We start from the raw sequence: 24,259 nt of genomic DNA on the forward strand, positions 1-24,259 counted from the left end.
CAAGCAATATATGCCGCTTTTTCAGCTTCGGCCCGCCTGCTTCTCCTTTTCCCTCCGCATATAGGAAATAGCGTATGCTGGGTTGCGGAAATGCAGGATGGGGTCATCCGTACATTCAACGCCTTCCGCCAGGACAGTCGGATCAAACAGCAACCCTTCCGCATCGTCAGTCTTTTCCGTCAGCACCAGGCGTCCCAGTTCAACTTTCTTTCTGTCTTTAGCCCAGTCTTTTGTTGGGTCATCTACAGGATCCCCTGCATCCCCGATCACCGCTATCAGACGGAAAGCTGTTTCACCCCGAGCCACGCGCTCTTCAAGCTCTTTTTCAAAATCCCCTTTTTCCACAGAGGCAGCCTCTGCCGGATTCAGCGATTCCTCGCCCGCTTCCGGCTGCCATTGGAATTTGACAGGTCCGCGCTGGCCGGTACCGTTCACCAGGTAAAATGCGTGAATGGAATGGTAGAGGCCAGTCGCGAAACTCGCCGGGCTCTGCATTTTACGGATGATGCGGATGGCCGCTCGGCTTTCCGGATATTTGATGAATAAGGTGATGAGGTCCCGCAATCGCGGCCGCCCCTTTTTAAACGATTTCGCGATATCCAACATTTCGGTAAACACTTCCGGTGTACGCGAAAAGAATATCGGCGAAGTGACGCCGACACTGTTCATCACTTGCCCGTCCGGCAACTGAAATTGCACAGCCATGCCTTTTACCGGCGATAGATTATCCGTCCAAAAAGGATCTGGAGCACTGTGCGAAAATCGTACTGTTGCATCTGTCTCCCCTTCCCGCAGATGCTGCGCCACGGTCCATTCCTTCCCTTCGCCGTTTGCCGTAAAAACGGCTCTGTACCCTATCCCTCTTGAATGTGCACGCCTATAGGTTTCATGCTCTCCAAACACTTTCTCGATTTTATTGACTGCAGTTTCGGCAAGTCTTTCATCTGCCATTCGATCACCTCATCCTGACATATTTTTAGATGAACCATGCCTTTCCATACCCGCTATTGAATACTTTTAACGAGAACGGGAATACATCACTATAAATGAAAAAGGAGGCAATGCAATGGATGTGAAACACGACAACAATAAATTCTACGTTGAACGGGACTCAGAGGAATTGGGTTCACTCGCTTATACGCCATCCGGTGATGTGCTGACAGTGACTCACACAGAAGTTTCGCCTGAACTTTCCGGACAAGGCGTCGGCAAGCAATTGGTGAGCGAAGTGGTGCAATATGCCCGTGATGAAGGAAAAAGCATCGATGCCCAATGCCCTTTTGCGCGTGGCGTCATTGAAAAGACTCCGGAATACCAGGATGTTCTGAAGAACTGATTCTCAAAAGCATATCCGTTACGCGGATGTGCTTTTTTCGCCATTTTGACCTCCGATCATTTTTTGAAAGGAAGTGCAGGCATGGATCTTACATTGGAAGAAGCGATCAGCCGGTTTGCACAGCCTGTCAACGGGATAGAGGATTTGGATCCATTGATGGAAGCTGTAGGCGACGCAAAAATTGTCCTGCTGGGCGAGGCAACCCACGGGACATCGGAATATTACCGATGGCGCGCCGAATTCTCGAAAAGGCTGATTCAGGAAAAAGGTTTTTCACAGATTGCAGTAGAAGGCGATTGGCCGTCCGCTTACCGGGTACATCGCTACATCAATAATTTTGCCGAAGCGGATGAAACTGCCCGAAATCTGCTCAAACAAGCATTTACCCGCTGGCCAACCTGGATGTGGGCAAATGAAGAAATTGCGGATTTTATTGATTGGCTGAAGGTTTATAACGCTTCGGAAAATAAAAAAACCGGCTTTTACGGGATCGATGTGTACAGTCTGTGGGAGTCGATGGAGGAAGTGATTCATTATCTGAATGATGTGGATCCCGAAGGCGGCGACGCGGAACTGGCAAAGCAGGCATTTTCCTGTTTCGACCCGAGCAATCGGGAGCCGGAGAAATACGCGATTTCGTACGCAACTTTTTCGGAGAGCTGCATCGAAGAAGTCACCCGGCTGCTGGCTTCCATCCGGAGTAACGCGGAGAATTACACGAATGATGAAGAAGCCGACCTGAACTTGCAGGTCAATTCACTGGTTGCGAAGAACGCGGAAGCTTATTACCGCGCCATGATCAGAAGCGGTGCGGATTCATGGAATGTCCGTGACCAGCATATGGTGGAAACGGTCAATGAATTGCGGAAGTATCACGGCGCAGATGCCCGCATCATCATCTGGGAGCATAACACGCATATCGGAGATGCACGGGCGACAGATATGAAAGAAGATAACATGGTCAATGTCGGGCAATTGCTGCGCGAGCAGAATCCGCCCGCAGATGTATTCGCTGTCGGTTTCGGTTCGTACGAAGGCACTGTCATTGCAGCTGAAGCATGGGAAGCACCGCACGAAGAGATGGTGCTGCCGCCTGCTGCGAAGAACTCATGGGAAGAATTGCTGCACCGCACTGGCGCGCATGATAAATTTCTGCTTTTCGATGACAGCAACCGCCGTTTGTTCGATCGCTGGGTCGGACACCGGGCAGTCGGTGTCGTATACAATCCGGAGCATGAAGCTTATGGCAATTACGTGCCGTCCATGATGTCAAAGCGATACGACGTGTTCCTGTTTTTCGACCGTACCGAAGCGTTGAAGCCGCTTTAGAATGCAAAAAGCCAACTAAGGAATCGTCCTTAGCTGGCTTTATTAGAATGCATTAATTGCTGCGAATTAACGGAACTCGCCGTCAACCACGTTATAGAGGAAGTTCCAGTTATCCGCTTTGTAGAGTTCATGGAATGTCAGGCGGTCTCCATTGCCGAGTGTTACGTCTTCACTCGAAATCGCCACTACCATTGCAGTTGAAGCGTCATCCAAGTTCAGATAGACGTCCCCGATGGACGGACGGATCGCATCGCGCTCACGGATTTTTTCGATCAATTCTTTATCCGCTTCCAGCTGGCTGGCATCGACTTTCGACTTATCGTAATAAGCGATGTCTTTGCTGCCTTGCGCCTCGCCCGGTTCCATAACGAAAAATTCCCTGAATTTCACTGTGTTTTGTCTGGTCGTCACCACATTCTTGCCTTCCACCGATTCCACTTTCTCGAACTCATTCAGTGAATAATGATCCATATAATCAGGATCCGGTTTGCTGATCAGGATGTAGCCGCCTTCATCCGGGGCAATATCATCGCGCAGCGTATAGCGGCTCCCGAAAAACAGGAACGAATCGAGATGCTGCGGCTTGTACAATGATACTTCATCCGCTTTACAATCCACTTGCTCCATATCTTTGATCCGGAACATGTGAACAGATTTCTTGGCCAATGGTTTGACCGAATAGACTTTATGCAATTCGTTATTATAGTAGACGAACTGCCCTTTTCTTACTTGAATTAATTTCATCTTTTTCCCTCCGATACTCTCATGCGTCTTGCGTTAAATTCTAGAGGATTTTTTCATGGAAGTCCAAGCATCCATCTATATTCTTTTAATATTTAAGGTTAAAATTGCTGATAAGGAGCTGATACGTATGGAATATGAAAATCGCGACGAATGGATCATCAAAAAATACCAGCAGGATGAAGCGACAATGATCCAGCTTTTCGTCACCTGGTCCCTGCAAAATGAGCTGGATCCGGTTCAGCTTTACCAAAGAGCTTATCCTGCCCAATCCAAAAACGAAGCACTGGTACGTGCTGTCGAAGAAGCCGATCCGACTGAATTCGAAATCAGCAACGAGACGCTTCTTGATGTGCTGCAATTGTTCGGAAATGACGACCTTGCTTTTGTTGCTTCCGAGGAAATTGAAAAGTTGGATCGTAAATAAAGGAAAGCGGAAGCGCTGGAGCTGGCTCCGGTGAAAAACGGGTTGGCGATCACAAATGTCGCGTAGCCGATCATAACTCTCCGCTTGCCGATCACAAAGTGGGCGTAGCCGATCACAAATGGCACTCCTGCAAAAAAGCGAATCGATTTCCGCTTTTATTCGTGCCAGTTTTTTTATAAAAGAAACGGATACTCGGAAAAACAAATAAATTAAACGCATTACCGTCCTTGTATCATTCATTTGCCGTCAAAAGCTTCTATTCCGGAAGATCCTTTTAACAATGAACAACACTCGACTTGCTATTTACGTTTTTTCCGCAGCTCTTTCGCTTTGTTTTCTATATAACTTGTACGAAGGTTTTCATATTTATTGGAAGCTACATTGCTGTAAATTTTACTGAAACGGGCAGTTTCATTGTTTTCTTCTTCCTCCGGTTCTTCTGGAACTTCTTCCACCGGCTCTGGTTCAGCAGCAGCTTTTTCTTTTTTCGCAGATTTTTTGGGTTTTTCCTCTGCCTTTTCAACCGGTTCTTTAGCGGCTGGCACTGGTTCTGCTTGAGTTTCTGCTGGTTGTGGCGTCGGTTCCGATTTCGGTTCTGGCTTCAGCTCTGGTTCCGCTGCGGGCTCCACCGTCTTTTCTTCCGCTTCCGGCACTGGTTCAACGCGGGTTTCTTCCACAACCGGTGCAGGTTGAGCCTGCGCCTCTTCCATAATCGGATCCGGTTCAACCGATGTTTTTGCCGGTTCCGCAACAGGTTCTTCAGTTACCGGTGGCGATACAGCTTCTGTTTCAACCACTTCAGCAGCCGGTTCAGGCGTCGATTCCGACTTCGGTTCTGGCTTCAGTTTTGGTTCCGCTTCCGTCTCCACCGCCCTTTCATCCACAGGCGACGCTGGTTCAGCCGTCGGTTCGGTCACTTCCGGCACCGGTTCGACAGACGGCTCTTTCACTTCCTCTGATTCTGGTGTTTTATTCAATTCTGTTTTTTCATCTTTGTTCTCCATAATTGCTCACCCCTGCCTTTCTGGTTCCTGTTAAATAGACTCATGTGAAAAATTCCCTAATCCTTGCGCTGTTAAACCAAAAACGGACGCCAAACAAGTTGGGTCCGTTTTGATACCGTACTATTCCCACCGGCTTGCCATTCTGCTGATATTTTCAAGCGTTACGGAGCCTTTTTGCAAGGGCGGCGGACAGGATTTATTGAATTCATGGATTTTCTCGTTGATTCTTGCAATCCGAAGAGGAAGGTCCTTTGTCTTGCCAGCTTCCAGCTTGCCAAGCGCCTCTTGGATCTGACCGCGGATTTCATGCTGCAATTTCAGCCAATGCGGTTTGTATCCCTGCTCGTTCGCGATGCGCTGAAAATGCTGAAAAAGGTCTCCTGAAAAATATTCTGCCGGCAGCGGTTTCCCGGCCCCCGGCAAATTGTCCATTCCGCCTGTCTTCTCGTATTCCCTTAAAATTTCTCCAATCAAATCTGTTCGGATCTCCTGTTTTTCTTCCGCCATTTCCTTCAGCCCCTTAGAGAATTATTTTCCGAATGAAGAAGGCATGACAACCGCTACTACCGTCCCCGTTGCGCATATTGCTCCGTCAGCTGTAACTTCTATAGTCACTTTGAATTTTTTCGGATGGATTTCTTCCACTTCTCCGACTGCTTTCAATGTGACGCCTTGGGGAGTCGGCTTCAGGTAATCGACATGCAGAGATGCCGTAACAAAGCGCGGCGGCTCCTCACCGCTGCCTGGTTCAAAACCGTTTTTCCGATGCAATGCCAATGAAGCCGAGCCTGTTCCGTGGCAGTCGATAAGTGAAGCGATGACGCCGCCGTAAACGAATCCTGGAATAGCTGTATGTTCATTGCCGGGTTCATATTCAGTATAGGTTTTATCTCCTTGCCATATTGTCCGGAAATGATGTCCGGACTCATTTAAGCGCCCACATCCATAACAATGCGCAAATTCCTCTGCGTATTCATCCTGAATTGCTGTAATCGTTGTTTCACTCATTCTTTTCTCCTCTTTTCTTGAGATATTTGCATTTATTTCTGTAAGATATTACCTCAATTTTAACATAAGCACCGAGTAAAGGACGAACTATTCTGAATTTCATTGGCATGGCGAATTGTTTAAAACCATAGAGTGCGGGAAAACAAAAAAAGAGATCAGGAAAGGAGTTTGATATGTATGAAATGTTATAGTGTAGCACCTGACCAGGACGCAACGCGCTGGATCGTCAAACTGGAGGACGTGGCTCCGACCGAGTCATTCCCGAGCAAAGACGGAGCGATTGCCGCAGCTGAAGAACTCGCTAAAGACAATACACCCAGCAAACTTCAGATTCTGGACAAGGACCATAATGTGGTTGAAGAACGAGAATACTAAAAAACAATAAGAAAAAAGCGGATCGCCCCAAGCGGTCCGCTTTTTTGATGAAATTGAACAAATAGAAAAGCACAGCCCTTTTCATCAGGCTGTGCTTTCCCTGTTGCAGCTTCTCCACTCTCGGAGAAGTTTGCGCACGCGGAAAATTTGTCGATCATACTTCTACATTCTTATAAAGGTTGACGAATGTTCTTATCCCGTCAATACAGCTTCTTGTACTGTCTGCATCTTTAGATTTTAGTCGCATCTACCTCTCAGCGAATCCGATGTTCTGCAGTCAGATATTCAGTTGCACTTACACAAAAAACTTACCAAACTTCGTTTGAAACACTTTCTCTTCAGAAAACTTTACAAACTTGGTACCCGACGAGATCACAATCGTCAGTAAAGCAAATTTTCCGCCAAGGCTGTGCATGTCCTCGTCTGGAGGCGATTGTAAACTACTAAACCGTTTACTCGTTTCTCCCTACGGTGGTTCCGCCTTGTATAATCTAAATACCACCTTCAAAATTTTTTAAACCTAATTTATAAGAATTTTTAAATTTATTCGATAAATAGTTTTTACTTTTTTCCGCTTGCCCGCTATACTTGGAATAGTTCGATAACCGTAATAAAAGGAGCGAGATAAATGGTCAAGAGTATGCCCGCACGTTCAGAAGTCAGCATTGATGAAACATGGGATCTGCAGTCTTTATTCCCATCAGATGAAGCTTTTCACGAAGCGCTTTCTGCGCTCGAAAAAGAAGTGGATACATTCGCCTCAACTTATAAAGGAAACACGAAGGATGCGGCTTCAGTAAATGAATTATTGAAAGCTTACGCTGAAATAAACGAAAAATTCGTGCCGGTGGGTACATACGCAAGCCTTAAAATCAGCACAGATCAAACCGATGACGAAGCCCAGATGCTGTCGAGTAAATTCGGTTCATCAGCAGCCAAAGTGAACAGCAAGCTGTCGTTCGTCACCAGTGAATTGCTGGCATTGCCGGAAGAAACGCTGGAACAGGCCATGCAGGAATCCGACGAATTCAAAGTGTATTTGGAAAAATTGATCCGCAAGAAGCAATATCAATTGCATCCGGAAGTGGAAAAGACACTGGCCGCTTATTCATCGACGTTCAACGCGCCATACGGTCTCTACAATACGACAAAAATGGTGGATATGTCATTCGACGATTTTGAAGTGGACGGCAAAAGTTATCCATTAAGTTACGTGTCGTTCGAAGGCGACTGGGAAGCAGAAACGGATACTGCCAAACGGCGCGCCGCTTTTGATGCATTTTCGAAGAAATTGAAAGATTACCAGCACACCACTGCGAAAACGTATGATATGCAGCTGCAGACGGAAAAAACGACTTCCGACCTGCGGGGCTATGATTCCATCTTCGACTACCTGCTGTTCAATCAGGAAGTGGACCGTTCGCTGTACAACCGCCAAATCGATTTGATCACCAGTGAATTGGCGCCGCATATGCGCAAATACGCGAAGCTGCTGCAAAAAGCGCATGGCCTCGAAAAAATGACATTCGCCGATTTGAAGATTTCACTGGATCCGACTTACGAACCGGAGATCACAGTGGAAGAATCGAAGAAATACATCAACGACGCACTTGGCATCATGGGGGAAGATTATCTTGAAATGATCGAACGTTCTTATTCGGAACGCTGGATCGATTTCGCGCAGAATAAAGGCAAGTCGACTGGCGCTTTCTGTTCGAGCCCTTACGGCAACCATCCGTATATCCTGATTTCCTGGACCGGCCGCATGAATGAAGTGTTTGTGCTGGCGCATGAACTTGGCCATGCCGGACATTTCTATAACGCCAACCGCGCGCAGAACATCTTCAACGCGCGTCCATCGCTCTACTTTATCGAAGCCCCTTCCACGATGAATGAAATGCTGATGGCCAACCACCTGCTCGAGAATTCGAAAGACCCTAAATTCAAACGCTGGGTCATCTCTTCCATCGTTGCCCGCACGTATTACCATAATTTCGTGACGCACCTGCTTGAAGCTGCTTATCAGCGCAAAGTGTATGAGCGCATCGATGCCGGGCAAAGCGTAAATGCGGGAATCCTCAACAATCTGAAACGCGGGGTTCTCGAGGAATTCTGGGGAGACACTGTAGAAATCAATGACGGTGCCGAACTTACCTGGATGCGCCAGCCACACTACTACATGGGCTTGTATCCTTATACGTACAGCGCAGGTCTTACTATTTCCACGCAAGTATCTAAACGCATCTTGGAAGAAGGTCAGCCTGCTGTCGAGGAATGGCTGGAAGTGCTGAAAGCCGGCGGAACCAAATCACCGGTCGAGCTGTCCAAAATGGCTGGCATCGACATCACAACCGATCAACCATTGCGCGACACAATCGCCTATATCGGCGAATTGATCGACGAGCTGGAGAAATTGACTGAGGAAATCGAAGGCGAATAAATAATTTTTGATTATATAAAAAGCGTGCCGCATCTCACCGATGCGGCATGCTTTTTAGTATATTGAGAAACATCAACTTCTTTAAACTTTTCGCTGTAGGCGGACTCGTTCCGCATGGAATACATTGGCCGAAGCTTGCGAGGACAAGTCTTTGCTACTAAGCAGCTCAGCGATGCAGGAGCACATCTTTTACCTTCGTCGCCTGCTGTTGCATTTTATATCTGTAGAAACACGTCAATATTTTTTCTCAGAACACAAAAATAGTTAAGCTACTTCTTTGTAGAAAGCGATTCTGAGATATGGAGCAAAACAGCGAGACTCCCAGGGGATTAGAACTGGAGTTGGGGTTCCAACTCCGGTTCGAGCGAAGTGCTGAGATCCACTCGGGCGAAGGGGACCGAGACCGAGTTAGCTCAGTGCAAGCCCCCAGGAAAGCGAAGCTGTTTTGCGCAATATCGGTTTTATTTTTTAAAAGCTAATAGCGTGCCGCATCTCACCGATGCGGCACGCTTCTTAGTATATTGAAAGAATCCCGACATAAAATAGCTGAACGCTGATATATTTCTCTGAACGCCGATTTATTTTGCTGAGCGCCGATATAATTTTCTGAACGCCGATATAATTCGCTGAGCGCCGATATAATTTCCTGAACGCCGATATCCGCTATTTGGCGCCCGACACAAAGAAAATAAGCAGCAGAAAAGCTGACAATTAGCTTTACTGACTTCGGAATTCCTAAAAAAGCTTAAATCTAAAGATGATTAGATGCTTTTCGCGAGCGAAAAGCGAAAGAAACATGCTTTTAAGATTTCTTTTTTGTTAACAAGCTAAAAGCGTGCCGCATCTCACCGATGCGGCACGCTTTTTATTATTTTTTGTTCTTTCTCCAAATTAATGCCTGCTCAAGAATGATCGCGATGATGGTACCTGTGATCAAACCGTTTGATAGAGTCGAAGCGATTACGCCAGGAAGTTCAGCCATGCTTTCCTGGGGAACGAACATGATGCCGACGCCGATCATCAAGCCGAAAGCAGAAACTTTATAGGCCTGCATCCGGTCAGCTTCCTCTTCCAACTCCTTGAATGCCATTTCCACCATTTTCGTGAAAATCGCAAAGATGACCGCATAGGCGACCGGCGCCGGCAAGGCAGCCAGCAATGCCATGATATTCGGGAACAAACTGATGGCGACCACTAGAAAACCGCCGACAATGAACGGTTTCAATGACGGGGTACGTGTCGCACTGACAAATCCGGCTGCTCCTGAGATCGGCACAGGTCCGATGGAAGAGAACAAGCCGGCAATGATGTGGTTCAATCCGGATGCGACGGAACCTTGTTTGACCCGGTCCGGCTGATGGATGCCGAATTCATTTTTCAATAAATACTCCATGACCCGCATCGATGCCATCATATTGGCGATCAGCAGCAGGGTTAAAAACAAGGATGTGACGAACATGCCGCTGTCCCAGACGAGCGGACCGAATACCAGCATCTTCGGCAATGAGATGAAAGTGCCCGCTTCGAACGGCACGGATTCCGTTTTGCCGATTAACAAGAACAGGAGCCAGCCTGCCGCAATTGCAAACAGTACGGAATAGCGGTTGACCCACGGGATTTTATTGCCCATGAAATAGAAAGTGGCGATTACAACCGCGATTCCGGCCATAAAGACGACGAGATCGACAGGTTCTGCTGGTGTCGTGATGCCAAACAGGCCCGACATGATCGATTCGCTGATTTGCAGCACCAATAATAATAAATAGACAAATGTGATTGTCGGGGTGAACAAACGGCGCATTTTGCCTACAAGACCGGTGTAAGCGAAAATGATGAACAGCACCCCGCTGTATAGCATGCCGCTTTGCAGCGCCTGCAGCGCGTTTTCGGCCGTGGCGTAAAGTGAACCGACCAATCCTGCGTAAACGATATAGATGCCCCACCATAATCCGGCCGGCCCTTCGTTGATCGGCATCTTATGGCCGATGAATGCCTGCAGCAAAACCGCGACTCCCAGAACGAAGACCGTTCTCTGGACGAATAATGCCGTATCCGCCGTATCCATCCCGAATACGCTGGCGATGGCGATCGGTGCGGCAATGGATGAAGCTAATAGAAATACGGCCCATTGCAGGCCGCCAAAAAGATTTTTTATCATATGTAAATCTCCAATTCGTTAAATATAATCATGCGGTATCAGTATACACCGATTTCCCTTCAACAAAAAGAAGTCCTGATTTTTGTCAGGACCCCTTTTTGCCGTTATCGTCTTCAGAAGTCTGTTTCACTTCATCCTTTTCCGGCTTATCATCTATAGACAGCGGATCGTCGCTGTTTTTTATATCGTAATTAACGGAATACCCTTGATCTTCCAAGTTCTGAACTTGTCTCTTCGAAGCCCTGACCAATAGCCAGATAATCAGCATTGAGAGAATGAAGATAACAATTACGGAAATGATGCCCGGGATGTACTCGGATTTATCTTCTGGAAAGTATAAAAAATCCATCGTGCTTACCCACCTTTATCTTCAAGTTTCAATTTATTATACATGATTCAATTACGCTTTGAAGAAATGAAGGTGAACGTTTAGTGAAGAAAAGCAGCTGCCGGAATAAAAATCCGGCAGCTGCTTTCCGTATCATTCACTTTCCGCTACTACGGTAAACCGTTTATTGATATGCCAGCCGTTTTCGATTTCATCGACCAGCGCAATTGCGTAATCTTTATAGCTGATGTAACTTTTGCCTTTCCTGTTTACGAGAAACGCATCTTCCCCGATTTGGTAACGGCCTGTACGCTTGCCTTCAGGATCGAAAAAAGCTGCCGGACTCAGGAATGTCCATTGAACTCCTTCCGCTTGCTCTAAATCCGCAAGGTTTTGGGACTGATTCAACGCGATGGCTTTGAAAGCCTCAGGAAACTCAGGAGTCTCATTCAATCGTGTTGTTCTGGCTTCATCGACGAACAGGCTGCCTGCGCCTCCGACCACCAAAAGACGCGTGTCTTTTGCTTCTTTCAGTGCATTGATCAGCGACCGGCCCGCTTCTACATGCTGCTCCGCTTTTTCAGGCGGCACGCCGAAAGCGTTGACGACAGCATTGAATTGTTTCAGATCATTTGCATCAAGGTCAAAAATGTCCTTTTCCAAAACCGCGGCATCTTCTTCCTCAGGGAGTTTCTGTGAATTCCGCACAATCGCTGTCACTTCATGGCCTCTGGATTTTGCTTCCTTCATGATGAGGCTCCCAGCTTTTCCAGTTGCGCCGATGATTCCGATCTTCATTAGAATCCCTCCAGTTAATTCGCTAAGGTTTGCTTTATATCCACTGCTTATTCGACTGGTTTTTGCGTTGTTACTTTTTTCCAATGAGTAATATCATCATCCTGGTCAAACTCAATAATGATATCTGTAACATTCGGAACACGTTTATTGATTTCTGACGCTATATACTCCCGGATTTCATCCGCTTCCTGAATCGTCATATTTGGTGCGACTTCCACTTTCAATTCAACATGAAGATCATCGCCTTCGCGAATAACATCAATATCTTGAATGTCATTTATTTTTGGATGCTTCATGATTTCATTGCCCATGCGATCCTGCATATCGAGATCTGCGACACCAAGAACGCCAGCGGAATTATCAAGGAAAATACGTCCCACTACAACTAGAAGCATAAGGCCGATAATGACTGACGCATAGCCTGTCGCACTATGGAACGGGGTGTAAGTGGCAATCACGATTGCGACAAGTGCGAGCACTGCACCACTGACTGCGACCATATCCTCAAGGAAGACAAGTTTTGTTGCAGGATTGGCTGATTTCACGTTTTTAAAAGATGCGGAAACGATTTTCAAGCCTTTAGTTTGTTCTTTTGGCAAGTTATGTGTAATTTCTTTCATGGCTTTATGCAACACGAACAATTCCAATACGATCGCTATGCCCAACACACCGACGTTCAACCAGAACCAATCTTCGGAATGTGTCGCTGATTGGATATGGTGAATCCCTTCAATAATCGTTTCATAGGCAAGGATCCCGACAATCAGCACGGCTCCCAGCAAGACCAGATTGACGAGTCGCCCAAATCCTCCAGGGAATCGTTCCGTCGGACTCTTTTTGCTGAGCCCTGATCCGATGAATACGAAAAATTGGTTGGCCGCGTCACCAAAACTGTGCATCATTTCAGCGAACATGGCGACATTTCCTGTAATCAGGTAGGCAGCTGTTTTAATAATGCCGAGAACCGTATTTATAATTGCTGCCCATAGCGCTGATTTAGCGCCGAATTTCATCAAACCGAATAATTCCCTCATAATAAACCGTGCCCCTTTCAATAGCTTCTATATTACTAACTTCCCATTAATGAAAGTTAAAACACCTATTCATTCAACTTTTTTCTCTCAAGTAACGTATCTGCTCTCTTAAACAATTAAAGCCGATAGGTTTTACCGATTTCAGCAAATTCAACCGGACCGGAAAATGCTCCTTTGGCAGACTCCAAAATCTCCTCAAGTTCACCATATTGCGGCAGATGGGTTAACACCATCTGTTTCACATTGGCTCCTGAAGCAAGTTCACCCGCCTGGCGCCCGCTCATATGGCCCTGGATGATGCCGACGTATTTTTCATAAAGATTCGATTCGGCAGCAATGAAGTCGGCTCCAGCCGAAAACTCAACGAGTTCATCTTTCCATGCCGTATCGGCTGTGAAAACCGCTGTCTTGCCGTTTGAAGAGAATTTCAATGCCAGGCAATAAACCGGATGAATCGTTTCACAGAAGGATACTTCCCACGGCCCGATCTGAACCGGTTCAGTTGCATGAATCTCTTTGCCTTCCGTGACCCCTTTATATGACAGGCTGTCAAAACCCGCAGCATCCCGGTTATGTGCATAAATCGGCAAAGGTGTATTCCACTCTTTCAATTGCATTCCCACCATTGCCGCATGCTGAAGCACCCCGATATCCGCTACATGGTCCGGATGATAGTGAGTAAGTATAACCGCATCCAATTCACGCAGTTCCACGTAGTTCTGAACCGCCGCCAGCACCCCGCTGCCGCAGTCGATTAAACAGCGGAACCCGTCCTGTTCGATTAAGAACGAAGAGGTCGCTTCGTTTTTATTTGGGTAGCCGCCCCAAATCCCGATAGTCGTTATGTTCATGTCAACTCTCCTCCCAATGCTATTTTCTTTAGTATAACGCATGAGGAACCCATACACTTGTTTAAGGCGGGCGGCTGCGTGGTAAAGAATAAGTGGATAGAAAAATTAGGAGGGATTATTTTGACTATTAAAATGACAGTTGAGAACGCACTCCAAGCAAAAGCAGAAATCGACAAATTGGCAACACAAGGATACGACCATGACGACATCTATATTTTCGCGCATGATAAAAAGCGCCAAAAAGATGTAACTGATGCCCTTGATACTGAAAGCGTCGGCATGAAAGAACAAGGTTTCCTGGACAGCATGAAGAACATGACCAGCTCTCGCGGCGATGAACTCCGCGCGAAGATGGAAGGCGCTGGCCTGACGAAACAGGAAGCGGAAGAATACGAAGAAGAACTCGACAAAGGCAAATTAGTCATCATCGCAAATAAAAACGATTAACTATAATTTATTATGAGAGGATACCGGAATTCCGGCATCCTCTTTTCATTTCCAAATAATTTTTAAATGTTCTCACAATAATATTATTTCGCGCCAAAGTCTTGAATTTTCAAATATATTTTGTCAAAATACGATTTTTTTGCTATATTTACATAAGTTTTAGAATCAAGTTCGCACACATCAAGGGGGACAACATGAAGAAAAGTTTAAAAATCGGCAGCGCGTTTATCGGTATTATCGTCGGTGCAGGATTTGCATCCGGCCAGGAAATACTTCAATATTTCACAAGCTTTGGTTATCTCGGTATTTTAGCGGCTATATTGGCCACTGCTCTTTTTGCCTATATGGGAATGAGTCTGACGAGACTCGGCAGCCGCATGCAAACCACTTCGCACAAAGATGCGCTCTATGGCATCGGCGGCAAATACGGCGGTTTCATCATGGATATCATCATTATCCTGACATTATTCGGCGTGGGAGTTGTAATGATTGCCGGAGCCGGTTCAATCTTCTCCCAGCAATTCGGTTTGCCGGCAGTTCTTGGAAACACCGTGATGGCTTTGATCGTCATGGGCACGATCATGCTCAATATCCAGAAGATCATTGCCATTATCGGCAGTATCACGCCATTTTTAGTCATGGTGGTTATCGGTCTTGCCATTTACAGCCTTCTGACAATGGATGCTTCGTTCGCTGAACTGAACCCGATTGCCAAAGAACAGGATTCAGCTTTATCCAACTGGTTTTACTCAGCAATCAATTATGTTTCCTTCAATATAGCCGTCGGTGCTTCCATGGCCATCGTCATGGGCGGAATCGAAAAAGACGAAAAAATCGCCGCCCGCGGTGGATTGATCGGCGGACTTGGGCTTGGTGCATTGATCATCTTGAGCCACTTGGCTATTTTTTCAGCCGTCGACAGAGTCGGCAGCTCAGATATGCCGATGCTTCAAATAGCCAACGATATTTCTCCCTTGCTCGGGTTCTTCATTTCATTGATTCTTTTTGCAATGATTTACAACACAGCCGTCAGTATGCTGTTTTCGTTCACTGCCCGCTTTGCGGAACAGAATACGGCACGCTTCAAAATTACGGTTGTCATCGCAGTGACACTTGCCTACCTGCTGAGCTTCAAAGGATTTACAGAACTCGTCAGCCAGTTTTATCCGATCATCGGATTGCTTGGGCTGTTTCTTGTTGTCACGCTTGTAGTGGCAAATATCCGCTACGCGCGCAATAAAAAAGCGGCAGCCTGAATATGGCCGTCAAATCCTTACACAAGGGTTTGACGGTTTTTTCATGTTAAAGTTGAACCATAGAATTTTGGAAAGGTGGTTTTTCCATGGAGACAGCCGTTTGGATTGATGACAAACAGATTGAAGCAACAGACTTTAAAAATGAGCAAGTCCAACTTGCAGGTACAGAAAATAAAATAAACAAGATTTCTTTTTCATTTAAAGTGAATAGTGAGGAATACCACGATGTGGCTGTTCTTCTTTATAAAAATGATTTTGAGGTACGGGTGCCGGATTTGAATCTCGAGTTCCCCGCTACCATCCATAATTATGCGACTGATCGAACAGACCTGTACCAAGAAGGGCAAATCGCGGATTACTATCTCGAGTTGATCGAAAAAACAAATTAAAATGACGATGCCCCGGACTGCAATCGGTCCAGGGCATTCAGCTTGTTGAGAAAAAGATAAAGGCAAGTAATCGATATTGCGCAAAACAGCTTCGCTTTCCTTGGGGCTTGCACTGAGCTAACTCGGTCTCGGTCCCCTTCGCCCGAGTGGATCTCAGCACTTCGCTCGAAACGGAGTTGGAAAGCCAACTCCGTTTCTGCTCCCTTGGGAGTCTCGCTGTTTTGCTCCATATCTCAATTCGCTTTCTATAATAGAAATGTCTTTTATTTTTGATATCTAAAGGAGACGATCCTTCAGTTCAGACTAAACTTAAATGAAGCGTCAGGCGGCGACTCCTGCAGGAAATAGAGCGAGTCCTGAGACCTCGCAGGAGCAAAGCGACGAGGAGGCTCAGGCAGCTCCCTGCGGAACGCGTCCGCCTAAAGCGAAATGATTTGAGAAGTGTCGAATTCTCGACAGCCTAAATGCCCCGGATTGTAATCAGTCCAGGGCATTTTTAATTTAGTCTCTTTTATATTTACTGCCGCTGCTTTTCATCCTTAAGTTACCGGTCAATTCATCTGCCAATTGCTCTTTGTGCTGCCGTTCAGCTTCATCCAGCAAGATGGAGAAGTCGCCGTTTTCTTCATAGATGCGGAACCACGAGCCGATGGCGCTCCCATGCGGAAGTTCCTTGAACGGCACAATAATTTCGAAGCCTTGCTCTTCCAGCAGAATGACTGCTTTTCCTCCGTCTTCCATCCTGTCCAAATAGCCTTTCACGTGATCACTCCTCTACACATGCCAGATTCTGCTCTTTGATCGCTTCCACTGTCGCCTGGCCGATGCCGCTTATGTCATCTAAATCTTCAATCGCTTCAAATGGCCGTAAGCGAATAATTTCTTTTGCATACGTTTCACCGATTCCCGTAATCTGCTGGAGTTCAGCGGTGGATGCGATGTTGATGTTGATGCAGCGATTCTCCCCTTCAGTCGGGATTCCGGTGCGGCTGGTCACTACATTATAGGAACTGCCATCTGTTTCAACAATAATCGTGCCATTAACGTCAGTGCCATAAACTTCAGCACCGCTATTTTCGACTGCCGCCAACACCTCTGCGTGAGGGTGACCATAGGAATTATCCGCTCCCGCACTGTAAATCGCCACTTCCGGTGATACCGCATCCAGAAAAGCACTGCTGGTGGATGTATTCGAGCCATGGTGGCCAAGGTGAAGAATTTTCGCTTGCAAATCGGTTCCACTGTCGATCATTTGCTGCTCTTCTTTTACCCCGGCATCTCCAGTGAAAACAAATTGAATTTCTCCGTATGTCAACTTCATGGAAATTGATTCTTCATTGGCTGCACCGGTAATCCGTTCAGGATAGAGAACATCGATGCGCATTTTCCCTACGTCAAAAACATCTCCCGCTCTCGGTTCGTAATAATCGGTTCCACTTGCATCTATCGACTGCAGTACATTCAAATAGGTATTGGATGTACTTGGATTTCCCGACAGCCAAACTTCTTCCACGCTGAATTCGCCGATAATTTGTGCGAGCTGGCCGATATGATCCGCATCAGGATGCGTACCTACAGCAATATCAATCGCTTTGATGCCTGCTGTTTTCAGGTAATCGACAGCTTGGTCAGACTTCCAATGGCCGGCATCAATCAGGATTGCATGCCCGTCGAACTCAAGCAATGTCGCGTCTCCCTGCCCTACATCGATATAATGCACAGTTAATGTCGAATCCATCGACTCTTTAACCGAATCCCCTTGTTCAGCTGGTTTCTTCGGTGCAACAGTGTCCTGGCATCCCGCCAGAAAACCAAGCAGCGCAACAGTTAAAATCAAGATTCTTTTCAAAAACTCACTCCCTTAGTTACAGTGAATTTTATCACAGCTGCTTTAAAAGCGGAGATATAGGAAGACATGAAAAATCCGCCAGAAAGAATATTCCAGGCGGATCTGCAATCAGGTCGACATATAATCTCCACCATTCATATGGAGAAATTGCCCTGTCATATAGGAATTTTGCGGGTCTGCCAAGAAAACGTAGGCTTTTACGAGCTCAAAAGGCTGTCCCGGCCGCCCTGCTGGTACATCTTCCCCAAAGTCATCCGCTACGTTAGGGTTTAAATCCCCGAATGTCTTCGTAATCAATGGCGTCCAAATCGGGCCTGGGGCAATACCATTTACCGCGATTTCTTCCCGAACCAGACGTCTTGCCAACGAACGGGTCATGGCCACCATCGCGCCATTCGCACCTGAATAATCGATCAGATCCGAATGTCCACGGTAGGCATTGATGGAAGCTGTATTGATGATGCGGGACCCTTTTTTCAGATGAGGCAGCGCCGCTCTTACTAAATAGAACATCGCAAAAGCTTTGATTTCGAAAGTTTTGAGCATCTGTTCATCCGTGATATCCAACGGTGAAGTTTGTGGGTATTGATAGCCCGCATTATTGACGAGAATGTCAATCTGGCCGAAAGTTTCAAGCGTAAATTGAACAATCTTTTCGCATTCGGCCGATTTCCCCAAATCTCCTTGGAACGCTTTTGCCTCGCCGCCATATTTTCCGATTGTCTGCAGGGTTGCACTGGCTCCTTCTTCATTGCCTTTGTAGCCGATGACAACTTTTGCTCCTTCTTTCGCGTAGGCTATGGCCACCGCTTGCCCGATACCGCTGCTGGCGCCAGTGATAATCGCCACTTTCCCTTCCAGGGCACCGCTTGCTTTATAATCAGTCAAATCTGTGTTATCGAATGATTTATCTGCCATCAGATCACCTTTCCTTTGGTCGTTCGATAGTGAATTCCCAGGTTATTTTGCGCTAAGGTTTTTCGTCAATTCCTGATAGAGTCCCTCATATAATACGGCAGACTGTTTCCAGGAATAATCCGCCTCCATGCCATTCTTTTTAATCGCTTCCCAATGTCCCGATTCCTGATAGAACGTTAATGCCCTTCTCACAGCTTCTGTGAAAGTCTCATTCCCTGTGAAGTCACTCAGAAAACCATTGCCCGTTTGGGTGACGCGGTCATATTCAATGACTGTATCTTTCAAACCGCCTGTTTTATTGGCTACAGGAACGGTTCCGTAACGCATTGAAATGAGCTGACTTAAACCACAAGGCTCAAAATGGGAAGGCATCAGGAAGATGTCGGCCCCTGCATAAAGCTGGTGTGCAAGGTCTTCGTCGAAGCCAATATGCACCGCTACTTTATCTGGAAATTCTTTAGCCAGCTGCACGAAAAAGTCTTCAAATTTCTCTTCCCCTGAACCCAGCAGGATAAATTGCAGTTCATTGGATTGCAGCAATTCCGGCAGAGCCTCCTCCAGGATATCGATTCCTTTTTGGCCCGCAAGCCGCGAAATCATGACGGTCAGCGGAACATCCCCTTTCACCGGCATACCCATCAATGATTGAGCCTTGCGCTTATTGACCGCTTTTTCTTCGATCGATGAATGGTCATACTCCATTTCAATCGCCAGGTCTGTGGCGGGATTATAAAACTGAGTATCCAATCCGTTCAGGATTCCGACCAGATCGCCTTTACGTTCCTTAAGCACATCTTCCAGCCCTTCACCATATGCAGCTGTTAAAATTTCGTCCCGGTAACTTGGACTGACAGTGGTCACTTTATCGGCATAGGAAATGCCGGTCTTGAGCATATTGTAGTTTCCATTCCATTCAATGGAAGAAAGGTCGAACCGGTTTTCATCCAGTTCAAATCCTTTTGTGAAAACAGTAGTGGCAAAATTGCCTTGAAATTGGAGATTGTGGATCGTCAGAACTGTTTTAGCGCTTTCTCCAAGCACTTTGAAACGGTTGTCTTTTTTTATCAGCAATGGAATGATGGCTGTATGCCAGTCATGGACGTGGATGATGTCCGCTTTTACTTTCATCTCTTTCATTGCGGTCAGGACAGCGATGCTGAAAAAGTTGAAACGCTCCCCATCATCCGGCTCGCCATATATTTTGGACCGTCCGAAATATTCCCGGCTTTCCAGGAATAAATAACGGATATTTTCATCATTGTACTTGTAGACACCACATGGTTTGATTTCTCCGCCGAAAGAGACAGGAATTTCTTCAATCAATGAAAAATGCTGGACGAACTCTTCGGCTATCACATTGTATTTAGGCAGGAATACCGTGACATCGTGTCCGTTTTTCGCCAATTCCTTAGGCAATGCCCCAATCACGTCAGCCAGCCCTCCTGTTTTTGCAAAAGGTACACACTCTGCCGCTGCCATACTAATTTTCATAGGACTTCTCCCTCCGAAACTTCGCTGCCTTTGCGGATAATTACCGGTTTTTCTTTTGTCCCATGCAGTACACTGCCAGCTTTGATGCGTACATCTTTATCCGCAACTACATAAAGCAAATCACAATTATCTTCTATTACACATTTTTGCATGATGATGCAATTTTCGAGTTTTGAATTCCTGCCGATTTCCACCGCTCTGCTCAGAATACTGTCACTGACCTGGCCTTCCAATAAGCTTCCGTTTGCAACCAGGGACCGCTTAACACTCGATCCCTTCATATATTTGGTCGGCGGTTCATCTTTGACTTTCGTATAGATCGGTTTTTCGGGCAGGAACAGCTGCCTCCATGTCACTTCGTTCAACAGCGCCATCGATTCATTGAAATAGCTTTCCATTGAATTGATCAGCACGAAATAACCTTCATATTGGTATTGCGAAAAGGTATATGGCTTTCTCTTAAGATTCACGATATCTTCAACACTCACAACCCGATTTTCCCGGAAACTCTTGATCATCTCCATTAATAATTCCTTGGATAAGATGTAAGATTTCATGCATTCCCCGTCCCGGACCGCCTCTGTAATATCGGCTCCTGACGCTAAATGGGCATCCAGCATATCGTTATAATCCAGTTGCGAAATGGAAAAGGCACTGGTTACAACGACGTAGGGCTGCGTGCTTTTCTTGAAGAAACTGAGATGGTCCTCAAGCGCCGCAAAGGAACCGACACTCAATTGGTCGCCTTCCCGTTGTGAGGTGGGCAAAAAATAAAGTCCGTTTCTGCGGCGGTCCAGATCCCAGCTTTTCCCTTTCCCTATATGATCCATCAGCGAAACACTTTGCTGTGAAGCAAAGACTCCGACTGAACTGATATCCGAATTCACAATATTGGATAATGCAAAATCGATTAAGCGATACCTGCCTGCAAATGGAATCGAGGCGGACGACCGGTACATCGCCAATTCCTTCAGTCCCGGAATCGTGACAGTCGCATCAATTACTGCTGCTAAGCGCATCGTCTTCACTCCCTTCCCAATTCCTGATCGTTTCTTTTGTTAAAAGAGTGATTTCCCCATCTTTTTTCTGCAGCGTAAAATTGGCGGGAATTCTGAGATCAGGCGTTATGATCGCCCTGCTGATTTTTGCACCCGATCCGACTACCGTCCCTGCCATTACCACACATTCATCAATCTCTGCCCCTTCTTTGATATGGACATCCTGAGAAATAACGGATCTCCTGACTTTGCCTTCGATGATGCAGCCTTCATTGACAAATGATTCCTGAATTTCACATGTCGACGTCACTACTTGCGGAGGCAGCTGAGGATTGGATGAAAAAATCCTCCAGGCCGAATCGTGGAGCACGAGACCCGAGTCCAGTTCCAGCAAATCCATATTCGCTTCCCAAAGACTCTCCACTGTCCCCACGTCTTTCCAATAGCCTTTATATGGATAAGCGACCATTTTTTCATTGTTTTCAAGCATGGCCGGAATGATATCTTTGCCGAAATCATGGCTCGACTCTTCTTGTTCCGCGTCTCTTGCCAAGTATTCCTTCAGCTTTTGGTAATTAAAGATATATACGCCCATAGAGGCTAAATTAGTTTGTGGGTCAGCCGGCTTTTCCACAAATCTCTTAATCTGCATTTCTTCATCCGTCTCCATCAAGCCAAAGCGGCTGGCCTCTTCCCATGGCACTTCAATAACTGAAATCGTGGCATCCGCCTGATGCTTGATATGGAAATCGAGCATCAGCATATAATTCATCTTATATATATGGTCACCCGATAGAATCAGGACATATTCCGGTTGATGCGCCTCTAAAAATTTCATGTTCTGATGAATCGCATTCGCGGTTCCGTCATACCATTTGATGCCGTCAGCTTCAGCATATGGCGGGAGCATCGTCACACCACCGTTGCGGCGGTCGAGATCCCATGGGGTTCCAAGACCGATATACTGATGCAATAAATGCGGCTGGTATTGCGTCAAAACTCCAACTGTATGGATTTCTGAATTTGTGCAATTGGATAATGGAAAATCTATAATGCGGTATTTCCCGCCAAATGGAATGGCTGGTTTTGCAACCGCGTAAGTAAGTTCTTTCAACCGGGTTCCTTGACCACCGGCCAATAGCATTGCAACAATCTGCTTTTTCAATCCGCTTCGCTCCCTTTCTCCATCAATTTCCAGATACACATTGTAAATGCAGGCAACTCAATTTCTATGGATTTTTCCTGCCCATCCGCTCCAACATCTTCAGCTGCAGCCGTCTGCATGCCGCCTTTCTGGATGCCCCCATATTTGGCCGCGGCGCTTGAAAAGACCTGTTCATACAGACCGGCACCCGGAACCCCGACACGAAATCCGGGATAGGCGAGGTGCGAAAAATTACACAGGACGATGCATTCATCTCCCGGCTCCTTTCCTCTTCTGATGAATGAAGCGACACTTTGTTCGTGATTATCCGCATCAAGCCAAACAAATCCTTTCGGATGATCATCCAATTGATGCAGTGACCTTTCCCTTTTATAAAATGCCAACAGGTCTTTCGTAAAATAAGCCGTCTTTTGATGCGCCGTCTGTTCCAGCGAACCCCAATCCAGTTCCGGCTTAAATTCCCATTCATCGAAATGCCCGAATTCCTGGCCCATGAATAATAACTTTTTACCGGGATGGGTAATCCAAAAACCAAGCAGCAAACGCAATTGGCTGAACTTCTCTTCCATTGTTCCCGGCAATTTATTCAGCAGCGATTTTTCTCCATGAACCACTTCATCATGTGAAAAAGCCAGGATATAACGCTCATCATACTGATACATCAAGGAGAAATTCATCCTTTCATGGTGATCCGAGCGTTCCGACGGCTGCTCTTTCATATACGAGAGCGTGTCATGCATCCATCCGAAATTCCATTTATAATCGAAACCGACTCCATGTTCTTCCGGTGCATGCGTTACTTTCGGATGCCCCCATGCATCTTCGGCAATAAGAATCGAATCGGGAAATTCTTTTTTTACACTCGAAATTAATGTTCTTAAAAAATTTTTGCCCTCTTCATTAAAAACCCGCGACTCGTCATTTGGTACGAAAAGCTGGGTAATGACTGCATCCATCCGAAAGCCGTCGAACTTGAATTCCTCCATCCAATAGTGGGCGCTCGAAAGCAGGAAACTCACCACTTCGCCTCTTTGAATATCGAAATTCAATGTGCCCCAGTCGTAGTTCACCCGTCTCTCTTCACGGGATTCTTCGTAAAGCGGTTTCCCGTTGAACAACGAAAGCGCAAAAGCGTCACTGCAGAAATGTCCCGGAATCCAGTCCAAAAACAGTCCGATGTCATTTTCTGCGCAAACAGAAACGAAATACTTCAAGTCATCAGCGATGCCATAGCGGATTGTCGGCGCAAAATAGCCGGTTGCCTGGTACCCCCAGGACTCATCTAGAGGGTGCTCAGTAATCGGCAGGATTTCAATATGCGTAAAGCCCATGCTCTTCACATAAGGAACCAGTTCATCAGCCAATTCCCGATAACTCAAAAAACCTCCCTGGTCATTCCTTTTCCAGGTTCCGATATGCAATTCATAGATCGCCATCGGTTTTTCAACGTGGTTTTCAGCCAGTATTCCCTTCTTTTTCATGACTTCTTCCTGCCAATCATGCTGCGAAGCTTCGGCGATTACGGATTTTATCCGCGGTCTCATTTCTCCCTGTCTGGCATAAGGATCAGATTTCTCAAGAAGTTCGCCATTGGACAGAAGAATTTCATAAATATAGGAATATCCCGTCAAATCCTCCGGGATCCGGGTTTGCCAAATCGTTTCATCATGCGGCAGGCGTTTCATTTCATAAGAAACCTTTTCATTGCTGCCAGGCTTATAGACCGAGGCCGTTACCCTTTCAACATCAGGGACCCATAACGTGAATGAGGTGCAGCCCCTTTCGACTTTGGCACCGAAGTATCGGTAAGCATCGTTCATCTTGCCGTCATGGAAGTCCTTCAATTTATCTGCCGTCAACTCTTCTTCCCGGATAATCACACGAACTCCTCCTAACATCGCCTTTCCTTAATTATCT

26 protein-coding genes are annotated in these 24,259 nt (G+C 46.4%); 8 read left to right on the forward strand and 18 right to left on the reverse strand.

The features are described from left to right. Window positions 1–21: 21 nt before the first annotated feature. A complete protein-coding gene (locus tag D2910_RS10945; protein WP_117313512.1) occupies window positions 22–951 on the reverse strand; it encodes a catalase family peroxidase in 930 nt (309 codons plus the stop codon). A gap of 115 nt (window positions 952–1,066) precedes the next feature. On the opposite strand from D2910_RS10945, the gene D2910_RS10950 reads away from it, so the two are divergent. Together D2910_RS10950 and D2910_RS10955 are read left to right on the forward strand one after the other, a co-directional pair. Then, entirely contained in the window at window positions 1,067–1,336 is a 270-nt protein-coding gene (locus D2910_RS10950) for a GNAT family N-acetyltransferase (RefSeq protein WP_117313513.1), read from the forward strand. An 81-nt stretch (window positions 1,337–1,417) separates the two neighbouring features. Further along, on the forward strand, window positions 1,418–2,665 hold the full coding sequence (locus D2910_RS10955) for an erythromycin esterase family protein (RefSeq protein WP_117313514.1): 1,248 nt from the start codon (window positions 1,418–1,420) through the stop codon (window positions 2,663–2,665). A 66-nt stretch (window positions 2,666–2,731) separates the two neighbouring features. Here D2910_RS10955 and D2910_RS10960 read toward each other — a convergent pair whose 3' ends face one another. Continuing rightward, window positions 2,732–3,409: a hypothetical protein gene (locus D2910_RS10960; protein ID WP_084243213.1), complete on the reverse strand. Its 678-nt coding sequence runs from the start codon at window positions 3,407–3,409 to the stop codon at window positions 2,732–2,734. Between the two features lie 127 nt (window positions 3,410–3,536). On the opposite strand from D2910_RS10960, the gene D2910_RS10965 reads away from it, so the two are divergent. Next, window positions 3,537–3,833, forward strand: a complete 297-nt coding sequence (locus tag D2910_RS10965; protein ID WP_117313641.1) for a hypothetical protein — start codon at window positions 3,537–3,539, stop codon at window positions 3,831–3,833. A 299-nt stretch (window positions 3,834–4,132) separates the two neighbouring features. Here the strand turns inward: D2910_RS10965 and D2910_RS10970 are convergent, their stop codons facing one another. The 3 genes from D2910_RS10970 to D2910_RS10980 all read right to left on the reverse strand — a co-directional run bounded on the left by D2910_RS10970 (window position 4,133) and on the right by D2910_RS10980 (window position 5,845). Continuing rightward, a complete protein-coding gene (locus D2910_RS10970; RefSeq protein ID WP_117313515.1) occupies window positions 4,133–4,837 on the reverse strand; it encodes a hypothetical protein in 705 nt (234 codons plus the stop codon). Window positions 4,838–4,957: 120 nt separating this feature from the next. Further along, entirely contained in the window at window positions 4,958–5,344 is a 387-nt protein-coding gene (locus D2910_RS10975; RefSeq protein ID WP_084243215.1) for a DnaJ family domain-containing protein, read from the reverse strand. A gap of 21 nt (window positions 5,345–5,365) precedes the next feature. After that, on the reverse strand, window positions 5,366–5,845 hold the full coding sequence (locus D2910_RS10980) for a PaaI family thioesterase (RefSeq protein WP_084243216.1): 480 nt from the start codon (window positions 5,843–5,845) through the stop codon (window positions 5,366–5,368). 177 nt (window positions 5,846–6,022) lie between these two features. Here D2910_RS10980 and D2910_RS10985 point away from each other — a divergent pair, with 177 nt between their 5' ends. Then, on the forward strand, window positions 6,023–6,220 hold the full coding sequence (locus tag D2910_RS10985) for a DUF2188 domain-containing protein (RefSeq protein ID WP_084243217.1): 198 nt from the start codon (window positions 6,023–6,025) through the stop codon (window positions 6,218–6,220). Here D2910_RS10985 and D2910_RS16930 read toward each other — a convergent pair. Next, the gene (locus D2910_RS16930; RefSeq protein WP_165850176.1) at window positions 6,217–6,378 is read right to left on the reverse strand and encodes a hypothetical protein; all 162 of its coding nucleotides are present in this window, start codon (window positions 6,376–6,378) and stop codon (window positions 6,217–6,219) included. The two genes, D2910_RS10985 and D2910_RS16930, sit on opposite strands and share 4 nt — an antisense overlap. Before the next feature lie 470 nt (window positions 6,379–6,848). Here D2910_RS16930 and pepF point away from each other — a divergent pair, with 470 nt between their 5' ends. Further along, window positions 6,849–8,660, forward strand: coding sequence for an oligoendopeptidase F (pepF, locus tag D2910_RS10990; protein WP_117313516.1), 1,812 nt, complete (start codon window positions 6,849–6,851; stop codon window positions 8,658–8,660). An 868-nt stretch (window positions 8,661–9,528) separates the two neighbouring features. On the opposite strand, the gene D2910_RS10995 is transcribed toward pepF, so the two are convergent. From D2910_RS10995 to D2910_RS11015, 5 genes are all read right to left on the reverse strand, one after another. Further along, on the reverse strand, window positions 9,529–10,818 hold the full coding sequence (locus tag D2910_RS10995; RefSeq protein WP_240633605.1) for a purine/pyrimidine permease: 1,290 nt from the start codon (window positions 10,816–10,818) through the stop codon (window positions 9,529–9,531). Between the two features lie 85 nt (window positions 10,819–10,903). Then, window positions 10,904–11,167: a hypothetical protein gene (locus D2910_RS11000; RefSeq protein ID WP_117313517.1), complete on the reverse strand. Its 264-nt coding sequence runs from the start codon at window positions 11,165–11,167 to the stop codon at window positions 10,904–10,906. Window positions 11,168–11,299: 132 nt separating this feature from the next. Beyond that, window positions 11,300–11,944, reverse strand: coding sequence for an NAD(P)-dependent oxidoreductase (locus tag D2910_RS11005; protein WP_117313518.1), 645 nt, complete (start codon window positions 11,942–11,944; stop codon window positions 11,300–11,302). A 47-nt stretch (window positions 11,945–11,991) separates the two neighbouring features. Further along, on the reverse strand, window positions 11,992–12,978 hold the full coding sequence (locus D2910_RS11010; RefSeq protein ID WP_084243221.1) for a cation diffusion facilitator family transporter: 987 nt from the start codon (window positions 12,976–12,978) through the stop codon (window positions 11,992–11,994). A 116-nt stretch (window positions 12,979–13,094) separates the two neighbouring features. Then, window positions 13,095–13,829 carry an MBL fold metallo-hydrolase gene (locus tag D2910_RS11015; RefSeq protein ID WP_084243222.1) on the reverse strand — a complete coding sequence of 245 codons (735 nt, stop codon included), beginning with the start codon at window positions 13,827–13,829 and terminating at the stop codon, window positions 13,095–13,097. 120 nt (window positions 13,830–13,949) lie between these two features. Between D2910_RS11015 and D2910_RS11020 the strand changes: the two genes are divergently transcribed. The 3 genes from D2910_RS11020 to D2910_RS11030 all read left to right on the forward strand — a co-directional run bounded on the left by D2910_RS11020 (window position 13,950) and on the right by D2910_RS11030 (window position 15,921). After that, window positions 13,950–14,276 (forward strand): YflT domain-containing protein, encoded by a 327-nt coding sequence (locus D2910_RS11020; protein WP_084243223.1) that lies wholly within the window; start codon window positions 13,950–13,952, stop codon window positions 14,274–14,276. A gap of 194 nt (window positions 14,277–14,470) precedes the next feature. Then, window positions 14,471–15,532, forward strand: a complete 1,062-nt coding sequence (locus D2910_RS11025; protein ID WP_117313519.1) for a YkvI family membrane protein — start codon at window positions 14,471–14,473, stop codon at window positions 15,530–15,532. Window positions 15,533–15,618: 86 nt separating this feature from the next. After that, entirely contained in the window at window positions 15,619–15,921 is a 303-nt protein-coding gene (locus D2910_RS11030; RefSeq protein ID WP_117313520.1) for a DUF3219 family protein, read from the forward strand. A 501-nt stretch (window positions 15,922–16,422) separates the two neighbouring features. Here the strand turns inward: D2910_RS11030 and D2910_RS11040 are convergent. The 7 genes from D2910_RS11040 to glgB form a co-directional block, all read right to left on the reverse strand. Next, entirely contained in the window at window positions 16,423–16,683 is a 261-nt protein-coding gene (locus tag D2910_RS11040) for a DUF3006 family protein (protein WP_117313522.1), read from the reverse strand. A 4-nt stretch (window positions 16,684–16,687) separates the two neighbouring features. Next, window positions 16,688–17,770, reverse strand: a complete 1,083-nt coding sequence (locus D2910_RS11045) for an MBL fold metallo-hydrolase (RefSeq protein ID WP_240633606.1) — start codon at window positions 17,768–17,770, stop codon at window positions 16,688–16,690. Window positions 17,771–17,878: 108 nt separating this feature from the next. Beyond that, window positions 17,879–18,688, reverse strand: coding sequence for an SDR family oxidoreductase (locus tag D2910_RS11050; RefSeq protein ID WP_117313523.1), 810 nt, complete (start codon window positions 18,686–18,688; stop codon window positions 17,879–17,881). Window positions 18,689–18,730: 42 nt separating this feature from the next. Next, window positions 18,731–20,179 (reverse strand): glycogen synthase GlgA, encoded by a 1,449-nt coding sequence (gene glgA, locus D2910_RS11055; protein WP_117313524.1) that lies wholly within the window; start codon window positions 20,177–20,179, stop codon window positions 18,731–18,733. Next, a complete protein-coding gene (locus tag D2910_RS11060; RefSeq protein ID WP_117313525.1) occupies window positions 20,176–21,198 on the reverse strand; it encodes a GlgC family sugar phosphate nucleotidyltransferase in 1,023 nt (340 codons plus the stop codon). The genes glgA and D2910_RS11060 overlap by 4 nt, the downstream gene beginning before the upstream one ends. Beyond that, window positions 21,176–22,342: a glucose-1-phosphate adenylyltransferase gene (locus D2910_RS11065; RefSeq protein ID WP_084243233.1), complete on the reverse strand. Its 1,167-nt coding sequence runs from the start codon at window positions 22,340–22,342 to the stop codon at window positions 21,176–21,178. Before D2910_RS11065 ends, D2910_RS11060 begins: the two co-directional genes overlap by 23 nt. Continuing rightward, on the reverse strand, window positions 22,339–24,222 hold the full coding sequence (glgB, locus tag D2910_RS11070; RefSeq protein WP_240633607.1) for a 1,4-alpha-glucan branching protein GlgB: 1,884 nt from the start codon (window positions 24,220–24,222) through the stop codon (window positions 22,339–22,341). The genes D2910_RS11065 and glgB overlap by 4 nt, the downstream gene beginning before the upstream one ends. Window positions 24,223–24,259: the final 37 nt, after the last annotated feature.

Source organism: Planomicrobium okeanokoites, assembly GCF_003428875.1.
Classification (GTDB): domain Bacteria; phylum Bacillota; class Bacilli; order Bacillales_A; family Planococcaceae; genus Planococcus; species Planococcus okeanokoites.